At 60.5% G+C, this 12,170-nt stretch carries 12 protein-coding genes; 2 read left to right on the top strand and 10 right to left on the bottom strand.

What is annotated here, in order from left to right; all coding sequences use genetic code 11:
- Positions 1-69 precede the first annotated feature (69 nt).
- The 9 genes from LPJGGPFB_RS21400 to LPJGGPFB_RS21360 form a co-directional block, all read right to left on the bottom strand.
- Positions 70-1,089, bottom strand: coding sequence for a sulfate/molybdate ABC transporter ATP-binding protein (locus LPJGGPFB_RS21400; RefSeq protein ID WP_173421922.1), 1,020 nt, complete (start codon positions 1,087-1,089; stop codon positions 70-72).
- On the bottom strand, positions 1,086-1,973 hold the full coding sequence (gene cysW / locus LPJGGPFB_RS21395; RefSeq protein ID WP_427858280.1) for a sulfate ABC transporter permease subunit CysW: 888 nt from the start codon (positions 1,971-1,973) through the stop codon (positions 1,086-1,088). The genes LPJGGPFB_RS21400 and cysW overlap by 4 nt, the downstream gene beginning before the upstream one ends.
- A gap of 2 nt (positions 1,974-1,975) precedes the next feature.
- The gene (gene cysT / locus LPJGGPFB_RS21390) at positions 1,976-2,824 is read right to left on the bottom strand and encodes a sulfate ABC transporter permease subunit CysT (protein WP_173421920.1); all 849 of its coding nucleotides are present in this window, start codon (positions 2,822-2,824) and stop codon (positions 1,976-1,978) included.
- A gap of 64 nt (positions 2,825-2,888) precedes the next feature.
- Positions 2,889-3,875, bottom strand: coding sequence for a thiosulfate ABC transporter substrate-binding protein CysP (gene cysP, locus LPJGGPFB_RS21385; RefSeq protein ID WP_173421919.1), 987 nt, complete (start codon positions 3,873-3,875; stop codon positions 2,889-2,891).
- Between the two features lie 159 nt (positions 3,876-4,034).
- Positions 4,035-4,853 carry a sterol desaturase family protein gene (locus tag LPJGGPFB_RS21380; RefSeq protein WP_173421918.1) on the bottom strand — a complete coding sequence of 273 codons (819 nt, stop codon included), beginning with the start codon at positions 4,851-4,853 and terminating at the stop codon, positions 4,035-4,037.
- Positions 4,854-4,946: 93 nt separating this feature from the next.
- Complete coding sequence (locus LPJGGPFB_RS21375; RefSeq protein ID WP_173421917.1) at positions 4,947-5,744, bottom strand: 3-methyl-2-oxobutanoate hydroxymethyltransferase; 798 nt, start codon at positions 5,742-5,744, stop codon at positions 4,947-4,949.
- A gap of 50 nt (positions 5,745-5,794) precedes the next feature.
- Complete coding sequence (locus LPJGGPFB_RS21370; protein ID WP_173421916.1) at positions 5,795-7,021, bottom strand: NAD(P)/FAD-dependent oxidoreductase; 1,227 nt, start codon at positions 7,019-7,021, stop codon at positions 5,795-5,797.
- 42 nt (positions 7,022-7,063) lie between these two features.
- On the bottom strand, positions 7,064-7,381 hold the full coding sequence (locus LPJGGPFB_RS21365; RefSeq protein ID WP_173421915.1) for a MocE family 2Fe-2S type ferredoxin: 318 nt from the start codon (positions 7,379-7,381) through the stop codon (positions 7,064-7,066).
- A 36-nt stretch (positions 7,382-7,417) separates the two neighbouring features.
- Positions 7,418-8,509 (bottom strand): fatty acid desaturase family protein, encoded by a 1,092-nt coding sequence (locus tag LPJGGPFB_RS21360; RefSeq protein ID WP_173421914.1) that lies wholly within the window; start codon positions 8,507-8,509, stop codon positions 7,418-7,420.
- 164 nt (positions 8,510-8,673) lie between these two features.
- Between LPJGGPFB_RS21360 and LPJGGPFB_RS21355 the strand changes: the two genes are divergently transcribed.
- Complete coding sequence (locus tag LPJGGPFB_RS21355; protein ID WP_173421913.1) at positions 8,674-9,705, top strand: LacI family DNA-binding transcriptional regulator; 1,032 nt, start codon at positions 8,674-8,676, stop codon at positions 9,703-9,705.
- Positions 9,706-9,732: 27 nt separating this feature from the next.
- Here LPJGGPFB_RS21355 and LPJGGPFB_RS21350 read toward each other — a convergent pair whose 3' ends face one another.
- Positions 9,733-10,980 carry a capsular polysaccharide export protein, LipB/KpsS family gene (locus LPJGGPFB_RS21350; RefSeq protein ID WP_427858279.1) on the bottom strand — a complete coding sequence of 416 codons (1,248 nt, stop codon included), beginning with the start codon at positions 10,978-10,980 and terminating at the stop codon, positions 9,733-9,735.
- Between the two features lie 151 nt (positions 10,981-11,131).
- Here LPJGGPFB_RS21350 and LPJGGPFB_RS21345 point away from each other — a divergent pair, with 151 nt between their 5' ends.
- Complete coding sequence (locus tag LPJGGPFB_RS21345) at positions 11,132-11,944, top strand: TIM barrel protein (RefSeq protein ID WP_173421912.1); 813 nt, start codon at positions 11,132-11,134, stop codon at positions 11,942-11,944.
- Positions 11,945-12,170 lie beyond the last annotated feature (226 nt).

The raw sequence follows: 12,170 nt of genomic DNA, 5'->3' as shown, positions 1-12,170 counted from the left end.
TTTGAATGAAATTTAACTCATAATTCGGGTTATCTGCGCAAACCGAATATCCATGCCTCCAATGTTGTTTCAGGCCGGGTAAAGGCGTGAGCGCTTGATCAGCAGTCTTCCATGCTGCCCCGACCGCACATCCGTCTCGGGTGGCACATCGAACTCCAGTGCCGTGCCACCTTCGACATTGGCGAGAACCCGTCTGCCGCCGGGTCGATCGAGGACGCGGACGATCGTTGCGGATATGCCATCTCCCTCAGGGCGCCAATCAACATCGCCCGGCCGCAAGTAAATGTCGATCGGACCATCGCTCGACGACGGCGCGTCGATCACGGTCTCACCAATATAGGCTCGCCCGTCCCGAACATTCGCCGAGATCCGGTTTGCATCTCCCAAAAACCGCATCACGAATGCCGAATTCGGCGCGCGACAAACTTCTGCAGGCGTTCCTTCCTGCACGATCCTACCCTGATCCAGGATGACGACACGGTCGGCGAGGTCCAGCGCCTCTTCCTGATCGTGCGTCACGAACAGGGTCGTGATCCCGAGCTCGTCGTGGATCTCGCGCAGCCAGCGGCGCAAGTCCCGGCGGACATTGGCATCGAGCGCGCCGAACGGCTCGTCTAGCAGCAACACCTTGGGATCGACGGCCAGCGCGCGGGCCAGCGCCACACGCTGACGCTGACCGCCGGAGATCTGGCCGGGGAAGCGGTCGCCGAGCCCTTCGAGCTTGACGAGGCGCAGCAGCTCTTCGACGCGCGTGGCGATTTCCGACTTACTGCGCTTGGTTTTGGAGACCTTCATGCCGAAGGCGATGTTCTCGGCCACCGTCATGTGCGGAAAGAGAGCATAGTGCTGAAACACGAAGCCGACGCCGCGGTCGCGCACCGGGATGTCGGTCGCGTCCTGATCGCCGAAATAGATGTGGCCGCCATCGGCATATTCGAGACCGGCCACCATGCGCAGGATCGTCGTCTTGCCGGAACCGGAGGGACCAAGGAGGGCCACCAGCTGTCCGCTCTCGATGTCGAGCGAGACGCCGTGCACGGCGCGGAACGTGTCGAAGGTTTTGACGACCTGGTCGAGACGGATCTTCATGAGCTGGTTCCTGCGTTCTGTTCCTTGGCGGCAGCGGCAAGCGCCGGCCGGCGGCCGGCACCGCGGCGCTCGAGCGCGACCTTGGCAATGATGGTGACGACGGCAAGCGTCGCGAGGATCGAAGCAGCGGCAAAGGCGCCCGCCGCCTGGTAGTCGTGATAAAGCAGCTCGATATGGAGCGGCAGCGTGTTGGTCTGGCCGCGAATATTGCCGGAGACGACCGAGACCGCACCGAATTCGCCCATGACGCGGGCATTGCAGAGAACGACGCCGTAAAGCAGCGCCCATTTCACATTCGGCAACGTCACGGAGAAGAACGTGCGCCAGCCCGAAGCTCCGAGCGAGGTTGCCGCCTCTTCGAGGTCCCTGCCCTGCGCCTGCATCAAGGGAATGAGCTCGCGCGCAACGAAGGGTGCGGTCACGAACATCGAGGCGAGCACAATACCTGGCAGGGCGAAGAGGATTTTGATATCCGCCGCCTCAAGCATCGGGCCGAACAGGCCCTGCAGGCCGTAGACGAAGAGATAGGCGACACCAGCGACAATCGGCGAGATCGAGAACGGGATCTCGATGACGACAAGGAGAGCACGTCTTCCCCAGAAGTCGAACTTGGTGATCGCCCAGGCCGCGGCTAGACCGAAGGCAGTGTTGACAGGCACGGCGATCAAGGCAGTGGCGACCGTCATGAAAATGGCATGGCGCGTGTCGGGATGAGCGATGGTCGCGGCATAAGCCTTCAAACCTTGGCCGAAAGCTTCGACGGCAATCACGATCAGTGGTGCGAGCACCAGAATGGCGCCGAAGAACAGCGTCGTGCCAATCAGCACGCGGCGGATGATCGGCCCGTCGCCAACGCGCGGCGGTTTGCGTCTGGTCGGCGTCATCGTCAAGACCTCGCGGTGTAGCGCAAGGCACGCGCCTGCAGAAGATTGGTGGCGGCCAGCATCAGGAAGGCGGTGATCAAAAGCACCGAGGCGATCGCGGCAGCTGCCTGATAGTCGTATTCCTCAAGCCGGATGAAGGCGAGCAATGCGGTGATTTCGGTTTCCATCGGCTGGTTGCCGGCAATGAAGATGATCGCGCCGAATTCGCCCAGCGACCGGGCGAAGGAAAGTGACAGGCCCGCAAGCAAAGCCGGCATCAGCAAGGGCAGAATGACGCGCACGAAGATCGCGCTGTCCGATCCGCCGAGAGATTGCGCGGCCTCTTCCAGTGCAGGATCGAGGTCTTCTAGCACCGGTTGCACCGTGCGGACGATGAAGGGCAGACTGGTGAAGCACATGGCCACCATGATGCCGAGCGGCGTGTAGGCCACCTTGATGCCGAGGGGCGCCAGAAGCGAACCGAACCAGCCATTTGAGGCAAAGAGCGTCGTCAAGGCGATGCCGGCAACGGCCGTCGGCAGGGCGAAAGGCAGATCGACGATCGCGTCGACAATGCGTCGTCCCGGAAAGCGGTAGCGAACGAGCACCCAGGCAAGCGCCAGGCCGAAGACGAGATTGAAGGCGGTGGCGACAAGCGCTGAAAGCACGGTGACGCGGTAGCTCGCGACGGCGCGCGGCGACGACACAATCGCCCAATATTCGGCGGGTCCGAGGCTCGCCGCCTTGAAAACCAGAGCCGCCAAGGGCAGCACGACGATCAGCCCGACATAAAAGAGGGTGATGCCCAGCGACAGGGGAAGTCCGGGCAGAACATTGCGTTTCAAGTGATCGCCTCCACGGCGGCATGTCATTCATTCACGGCAGAACCCGGCGAGCAGAACTCGCCGGGCGAAAGGTTGGGCCTGCTATCGCCTGTTAGCGATTGCCGTAGATCTGGTCGAGCGCGGCACCGGCGGCGAAGTGTTCGTCCTTGATCTTGCCCCAACCGCCGAAGACGTCTTCGACCTTGACAAGGCGGATCTCCGGAAACTGATCCTTAAACTCGGCTGCCACTTTTTCGTTGTGGACGCGGTGTCCATATTCGGCGGCGATCTTCTGGCCTTCCTCGGTGTAGAGGAAATCGAGGTAGGATTTTGCCAGTTCGCGCGAGCCGCGCTTCTCGGCGACCTTGTCGACGACGGCGACGGGGAATTCGGCAAGCAGGCTGACCGAGGGCACGACGCTCTCGAACTTGTCGGTGCCGTATTGCTTGGCGATCGAGCGGGTTTCCGCTTCGAAAGTGATGATCACGTCGCCGATTTCGCGCTCGACAAAGGTCGTGGTTGCAGCGCGACCGCCGGTATCAAAGACTGGAACGTTGTCGAAGATCTTCTTGACGAATTCGGTGACCTTGGCGGGATCATCCTTGAACGCTTCCTTGGCATAGGCTGTCGCTGCCAGATAGGTGTAGCGCGCATTGCCCGATGTCTTCGGGTTCGGGAAGACAACCTTCACATCGTCACGGGCGAGATCGCCCCAGTCCTTGATACCCTTCGGGTTGCCGGCGCGCACCAGGAAGGACGGGAAGGAATAAAAAGGCGACGCGTTGTTCGGAAATTCCTTCTGCCATCCCTCGGCGACAAAACCGTTCTTTGCCAGGAAGTCGATATCGGTCACCTGATTGAAGGTGACGACGTCAGCCTCCAGGCCCTCGACGATGGCGCGCGCCTGCTTCGAGGTGCCCGCATGCGACTGGTCGACGGTGATACCCGGATGCGCCTTGATGAAGGCTTCGTTCTCGGCCGCAAAAACTTCCCGCGCAACGTCATAAGAAGCATTAAGGAGGGTGGTCGGCGCGTCGGCAAAGGCCGGGCCGCTCAGCAGCGCGACAAAGGCGGCACCCGCAATCAGCAGTTTCTTCATGGGTATCTCCGGTGGAATAGAGGCGGCAGGTTGAGTGAAACCTAGCGGCCGTCACGGGAGACGACGAGGCACGGTGATCTGAGGTTGTTTCCCGAACGGGAAAAATCACCTAACGATCTCGGATATCAGAGAAAATGCCATTGTTGCCGGAGCCGCGATCTACCGATCGGAGGTTGCCGTTACTTCCTGCGCGGAAGACGTTTGCGACGGCCGCTTGAGGCTGATGGCCGGCGCCTCGCCCTCGAACGCCTCGACCCGGCGATCGTAGACAGGCGAGATCGTGCCGAGCACACGATCCCAGAAGGAGAAGTAGTTGGCGTAGTTGTATTTGAACTCGGCGTGATGCTGGTCGTGATAGGTGGTGCAGAGCAGCGGCCAGGGGTAGCGCGCCGTCGGCGAGGCAAAATATTCAAAGCCCGCATGCCCGAACGTGCCGTTGATCTGGTCGAACAGCCGGTGCGCCAGCAGGATAAGCGGCGGAAACGGCACCACAAAAGTGATGACGGCGTAGTAACCCTGCGACAGGGCGGTATCGACCAAGCCGATTGAATCATTGCTCCACACCGTCGGGGCGACGCTGCGGTGATGCAGAAGATGATATTTGTAGAACAGCTTGGTGTGCAGCAAGCGGTGCGCAAAATAGAACCACGCGTCGAATAGCACCATGCAAAGCAAGAAGAGCGGCACGGCCGTCCACCAGCTGAAGTCCCAGGGTGAAAACAGGGTCCATCCCTGATACTGGACGAAGAGGCCGATTGCGACTGATGTGCAGGTCACCAGGATGGACGCCATGCTCTGGCGGATCTCGACCGTCTTCCGTTTCTCACCTCGCCGCCCCTTCTGGATGCGACGCTTCGGGTTGCGGTCGTTCAGCCAAGTGATGCCATAGCCAAGCGCAAAATAGACGAGCACCGTGGCGGCATAGATAACTGCGAGAATGGCGAGAAAAGTCAGGGTACCCTGGACGAACGCGTTCAAGTGGAGATCCGGTGCTGCAGGTGGGAGATAATCAGTCAGCCTGAATACACCAACCGGACCGCGCAAGGCAAGGCGAGGCAAAGCGTTCCCGGCCTACGTCCGCTCTAGATCCGACAAGAAGGAGTTCAGTTCTGCCTTGTCGATCCCGACGTGATGGCTCGGCTCCGGATAGACACCAGAACGCACGTCTTCTGCAAACTCCGAGTAAGCGGCAATACGTTCGCGTTGCAGCCGCTCATATTCGGCAGCAAAGTTGCGGTAAATCTTCGCGTGACGGGGAACATGGCCACGATTGGCGCCGAGCACATCATCACTGAAGAGATATTGCGCGTCGCAGCCTGTACCCGCCCCCATGGAGAGCATCAGCATCGATGTTTTCGCGCTGATGGCTGCAGCGACCTCGCCCGGCACCACTTCGATCTCGGCGGCAAAGGCGCCCGCCTCTTCCAGCGCCTTGACCTGCCGCCAGATTTCGAGCGCACTTGCCGCCGTCTTGCCGACCGCGCGAAACCCACCGGTCCAGGTGGCCTTGGAGGGAATGAGGCCGACATGGCCGCAGACCGGAATGCCCTCGTCGCGCATGCGGCGAACGGTAGAAAGGCTTGCCGCGCAATAGACGGCATCTCCTCCCGCCTTCAGCGCCTTGAACGCGGCGCGGATGTATTCATCGGCAGTAACAAGGTCGCCGTATTCGAGGCCTGGAAAGGCAAAGCAGGTGGGCGCGACTTCGCGAAACTCCGGACCGAGCAGGGCCGGCGGCACGGAGACCAGGTCGATACCGGCCGCTTCGGCCGCCTCGGCCTCCTCAAGCGTTTCCACCCGCAGCATCGTCAACTGTCTCTTGCCCTTGATCGACAGCAGGTCGGCAACAGTGGGGCGGCGGTTTCGCATCGGGATCTCCGGATATCGGTTGTTGTTATGAATGAGGAATGCAACCCGCTTCAGGCGGCGAGCAGCGCCTTCAGCTTGGTTTCGGTTGAGCCCAGCGCCTGCGGACTTGGCCGCTTGCCGGCAGCAATCAGCATCTCGGCAAGGCGAATGTCACGCGCAACAGCGTTTCCTTTGCCGATGCCGCTGGCACTGATCAGCCGGCCGCTGGCGTCAAGATGGAAGAGAATGAAGGCACCGTCGCCAAGGTCGCGCCGCACCACGGTCACAGCCCCTTCGGCGAGGCCTGCAATCTGCAGGGTGAGGTCGTATTGATCCGACCAGAACCACGGCACGCTGTTGATCGGCTCGGCTGCCCCCAAAAGATTGGCGGCGGCGAGCGTTCCCTGATCCTGGGCGTTACGCCAGGCCTCAAGCCGTATGCGCCGACCGCCATAATGTCCAAGGGGAAAGGAGCAGCAATCGCCCGCCGCAAATATGTTGGGGTCGGAGGTGCAAAGCGTCTCGTCGACGGCAATGCCATTGTCAACGACAAGGCCTGCAGCCTCGGCCAAGGCCGTATTCGGCACGGCGCCAATGCCGACGACGACCAGGTCGGCGACCAGGCTGTCGCCATCACCTAGCTGAATGAGCGCCCTCTTCTCGCGCATCTCTATGCCAGCGATCCTGGCGTTGCAGCGGATATCGACGCCTTCCAGCCTATGTCTTTCGGCGACGACGGCAGCGATTTCTTCCGGCACACCACGGGACAGCACGCGTGGCAGGCCCTCGAGGACAACGACCTCCGCGCCGAGCTTGCGGGCGGTCGCCGCCAGTTCCAGGCCGATAAACCCACCACCGATGATGGCAAGTGTGCTGCCAGGTGCGAGCTTCATGCGGATGGCAGCGGCATCGGCATGGGTTCGGAGCACGCGGACAAGCGGTGCGTTTTCGGGCTGCCCTGGGAACGACTTCGGCTTTGCACCGGTTGCGAGCAACAACCGATCGTAGGAAAGCTTACGTCCATCTGCAACTCGCACCGTCCTTTCGCCCCGATCGATGCCCTCAACAGGCGCGTCGGTGAGCACGGTGATCCGTGCGGACTGATAGCGGTCGAGCTCGGCGACATGTTTCGGACCCTGCGCATCGACCAAACCTTCCTTCGAGAGCGGTGGCCGTTCGTAGGGAAGATGCGGCTCTGCACCGATGAGCGTGATCTCGCCCTCGTAGCCCTTTTCCCGAAGGCCGAACGCCGCCCGTGCGCCACACTCGCCGGCGCCGACGATGACGATGCTTTTCATATGCCTCTCCCGATGTTCGCGTTGAGCGCTAAGGGTCCGCGTTCAAACCACCGCTATGAAAACGTTGCCCGCCTCGACCTTGACCGGATAGGTCTTCAGGTTGACGCAGACGGGTGCGCCCTTGGCCTGGCCGGTCTTGTAGTTGAAGCGGCCATTGTGCTTCGGACATTCGATGATGTCGTCCATCACCAAGCCATCGGCGAGGTGGATATGCTCGTGGGTGCAGAGACCGTCGGTCGCGAAATATTCGTCGTCCGGACTGCGGTAGACTGCGAAGGTCCGCCCTTCATGATCGAAGCGGATGACATCCTCTTCGTCGATCTCATTGGCCGCACAGACCTCGATCCAGTTGTCGGTCATGGTTTTCCTCCCAATGTTGGTTGTTGTCTGGCGTGCCTATTCGGCGGCATGCACCAGGCCATCGCTGTGAAATTCTTCGCGATACGGCTTTGCCGTCTGTGGCAGTGCGCGCTTGAGGAAGTAGTCTTCGTTCCTCAGTTGACGCAGGAACGCCGGGATCATCTCGCGATAGCCGTGAAGCATGGACGGGTTCGGTTCGGGCAAGTCATGCTTGATCATCGCGTGAAGCCGCGGCAGCGCGTGATAGGGCACCATCGGGAACATGTGATGTTCGACGTGGTAGTTCATGTTCCAGTAGATGAAGCGGCTGATCGGGTTCATGTAGACGGTGCGGCTGTTCAGCCGGTGGTCCGTGACGTTGTCGGCGAGCCCGCCATGTTGCAGCAGGCCCGTCATCACGTGATGCCAGGCGCCATAGAGGCGCGGCAGACCGATCAGCATCAAAGGCAGGATCGAGCCGAGGTAGAAGGACAGGCTGATCGTGGCGAGATAGATCGCAAACCAGATGCGCGCGATGCGGATTGCCTTCGGCTGCTCCATTTCCGGGATGAAAGTCTTCTCGGCGGCACTGATGACGCCGAATGCGTTGCGGACCATGTCGACCACCGCATGCCAGACATCGAGAATGCCGAAGAAATTCAGCACCAGGCGAATGAGATCCGGTGGGCGCATGACGGCGATTTCAGGGTCCCGACCGACAATGACCGTGTCGGTATGATGGCGGGTATGGCTCCAGCGCCAGGTCACCGGGTTGCGCATGATCATGAAGCAGGCGACCTGGTAGACGACATCGTTCATCCACATCGTCTTGAACGCCGTGCCATGACCACATTCGTGCCAGCGACTGTCGGATGCCGAACCGTAGAGGACGCCGTAAGCGAGAAAGAAGGGAACAGCCCACCATGTTCCCCAGAAGTAGACGCCGAGGCCGCCGAAGAGGATGAGACTGCCGAACCAGATGGCAGTATCGCGAATGGCTGGACCATCCTCGCGCTTCATCAGTTCTTTCATCTGCTTGCGCGGGATCTCGGTGTGATACCACTCGGCCGCAGACAGCCCATTGGCGACGGCCGCCTGGGCGTCGCGCCCAAGCAGGCTGTAATCACGCTTTGTCGGAACCATCGCCATCATTCCCTCCTCCGCCACTCGACCGCGTCGGGCGGTCAGTCCTCAGCTTGTGGAACTGACGATAGGTTGACTTTTGCTAGTCTTCAATGCAGTGATGATATATTCTCTCAAATACCATCAAATCTTGCATTTCATGGATGATGGAATCATTTCAGGGGCAGCCCATGAGCAACAGACCGACGATCGCCGACCTTGCCCGCGCCGCAGGCGTCAGCGTTGCAACCGTGGACCGCGTTCTCAACGGCCGACATCCCGTGCGCGAAGAGACGGCCCGCCGGGTCTATGACGCCGCCAAGGGCATCGGCTATCACGCCGTCGGCCTGTTGCGGCAGCGCGTCTTCGAGGATCTGCCGCAATATCGTGTCGGCTTCCTGCTGCAGAAACCGCAACAGGCCTTCTATCAGATTGTCGCCAAGGAGATGGAAAACGCAGCCCTTGCGCTTTCAACCGTCCGCGCCGTGCCCCAGGTCGAATTCGTCGCGAACTCGACACCAACGGGAATCACCGAGAAACTGCGAACAATGGCCGCCCGCAATCAGGCGATTGCGCTTGTGGCGCCGGATTATCCTGCCGTGACGGCCGTGGTCGAAGAGTTGAAGGAACGCGGAATCCCGGTCTTCTCGCTGCTTTCCGATTTTGCTGCCGGCGTGCGTGAAGGCTATGTCGGCTTGAACAATCACAAGGTCGGCAGGACTGCCGCCTGGATGATTGCCAAGGCAGCGAAGCGGCCCGGCAAGGTCGCGGCGTTCGTCGGCAGCCATCGATTTCTCGGCCATGAACTGCGCGAAATCGGCTTCCGGTCCTATTTCCGCGAGCACGCCCCTGACTTCGAAGTGCTCGACACGATGGTCAATCTCGATACGGCCGAAATCACCCACGAAGCGACGCTCAATCTGTTGCAACGCCACCCGGATCTGATCGGATTCTACGTCTGCGGCGGCGGCATGGAAGGCGCGATCTCGGCCATCCGCGAGGAAAAGCTCGAAGGCAAGCTGATCGCCGTCGTCAATGAGTTGACGCCGGAGTCACGCGCGGCACTTGCCGACGATGTCGTGACACTCGCGATATCGACGCCGACCGCAGCCTTGGCCCGAGAGACGATCAGTCTGATGATACAGGCGATCGACAAAGGGCCAACAGGTGCACCCGGGCAGACCTTCCTGCCCTTTGATCTCTTCACGCCGGAGAACATCTGACGGCGAATGCCCGGCTTGACAAGAACGTCAGCCAGTCCGCCTCGTTGTGGCGATTTCTTCGACCAGACAATCAATTGCCTGGAGCGGCTCCAGCACGTGCCACGTCTTTGGATGGCGGTAGACGGGGTAAAGGCTGAAAGCTGCGAACGTTAGCTGGTCGACTGTGGGGCGCGCGGTTGCCCGCCGCGCATGCGCCGCTTGCGCTCGATCCTCCACGCGGTCTTCTGTTAACCCCCAACCTGCATAAAACGGCGTCGCATAACAACGAACGGGAAGACCCCGCAGAAGCGCGTCGAAGCCCATTTGGCTGGAGACGGTCCACACTTCGTCGACGACGGCGAGGATTGCGGCCGCAGAGACCTTGTCGGCCATAAGCGTCACGCCTGGCAATTTCGATGCCCGCTCGGTCATGTAGCCCTTGCGGTGACCGGCAATAACATCTGGATGCGTCCGAACGACAATCTGCGCGCCGGTTGCGAGTGCATCATCCAACATTCTGTCAAAGGCGGAAGCCGAACCGAGCGCCTTTTCGACGGAAACATCGCCAAAAACCTGATCGACGAGAAGGAGCCTGCGCCGTGTCGAGCGATCGAGCCGGGGCTCAGTGTGAGGGAGATTGTTGTACTTCGACAGCTTATGCTCAACCAGCGCCTCACGGATCGGCGCACCGACATCGTGCGCAACGCCGCCAGCCGCATCGCGGACCAGCAATTCCAATCGCGAGGCGCGACCAGCATCGACCGGGAGAGCCTTGTCATCGATGATAATCGAGATCGGGATACTGCCATCCTTGCCGAGACCGACGGAGCGCAGGAAACCATCCTCGAGATGCCAGTGCGGAAGTTGACGCAATCGGGCTATTCTCATGGCCGTTTTCGCCGGCAGCCGGCCACCCCATGACACGATGCCATCGAGCCCGGGCGCCAGCGTCGAACGAAGCGGCGCCTCGCCGAAATAGCGCCCCAGCCAAGGAAACGCCTTGTGCACGAAATACGTCGCCCCGAGCCTTGCACCCCATTTCGGGTGCCATGGACGGGCTTGCATTGCGGCTAGCGTAGGATTGTCGGACACGTTCACATTCTCACTCTGCCGGCCACCTCGGCACTTTGCGCCAAAAACCACCTTGCAGCGCCAAATGCAAACCGAACTTGCCCGATGACCGTCGCACGAGCACAGCTTTCGAGACCACCCCGCATCCGGCGCGCCGCAAGAGTGACTGCCCAGTGTTACCAAGGTCGCGATGGAATGACTGGCCGATTGATTGAATCCCATCATCGATGGATGACAATCTTGCAGCAATGCAAGCGCTTTGACGAGACACTTTTCAGCCGCCGCCTAGCCATCGGCGATCTGTGCGAGTAGCTATAAATGGAATGAACGTTCCATTTATAGCTACTAACATTCCGAACCTGGAGGAGACATTCCCATGGCTGCCCTGCCCTTCGCACTCAACCACATGACCACGCCCGCCCTGCCGCTCGACGCCTATTTTGCCCTTGCGCGCTCGCTCGGCATGACGTCCGTCGAAATCCGCAACGACCTACCCGGCAACGCCATCCTGGACGGAGCGCCGGCGGCAGACGTGGCAGCGCTTGCCGGGAGACATGGCGTAACGATCATCTCCATCAACGCCCTGCAGCGCTTCAACGAATGGAACGAAACCCGTGCGGCCGAAGCCGACCACCTGATCTCCTATGCCAAAGACTGCGGGGCAAAGGCGCTTGTTCTCGTGCCTGTCAATGACGGCAGCGGCCAAGCCGATGGCGAGCGCCAATCCAACTTGAAGCAAGCACTTTCAGCCCTGAAGCCGATGCTCGATGCCGCCGGCGTCATCGGACTTGTCGAACCGCTCGGCTTCGAGATCTGCTCGCTTCGCTCCAAAACGGAAGCTGTTGATGCGATAAGGGCGATTGGCGGCGAAGGCACATTCCGTATTGTCCACGATACCTTCCACCACCATCTCGCTGACGAGCCGGCAATCCACCCTGATATGACCGGCCTCGTTCATATTTCCGGGGTTACCGACCGCAATGTGGCGATCGCAGATCTGCGCGACTCGCATCGCGTTCTGGTCGACCAGAATGACACCCTCGACAATGTCGGACAGATCAGGCGCCTGCTGGCGGCGGGCTATGCCGGTCCATTCTCGTTCGAACCTTTTGCCGATGAAGTCCACGGACTTGTCGACCCAGTCACCGCCCTCAAGGCCAGCATGGCTTACATGGAAGCAGGGCTCTAACACGCGGCACCATCGATCACGGGAAAACGAAGTGAGACGCCGAAAGACACTCTTGACGGCGTCCACATAAAATGGAATACATATTCCGTAATTGCAAATCACTGGTTCTTTTATTCCGTTTTGATTGGAGCGTAGCGGGAGTACCGCTTCCGATCAGGGATCGACGCAACCCGATGTGGTCAGCGTTTCCGGCTGGAGAAGGTGTGGCCGGGCACCGAATGTGGAG

Origin of the sequence: Ensifer adhaerens, from assembly GCF_013283195.1 — a bacterium.
Taxonomy (GTDB): domain Bacteria; phylum Pseudomonadota; class Alphaproteobacteria; order Rhizobiales; family Rhizobiaceae; genus Ensifer; species Ensifer adhaerens_G.
This window is presented reverse-complemented; position numbering and strand designations above follow the sequence as displayed.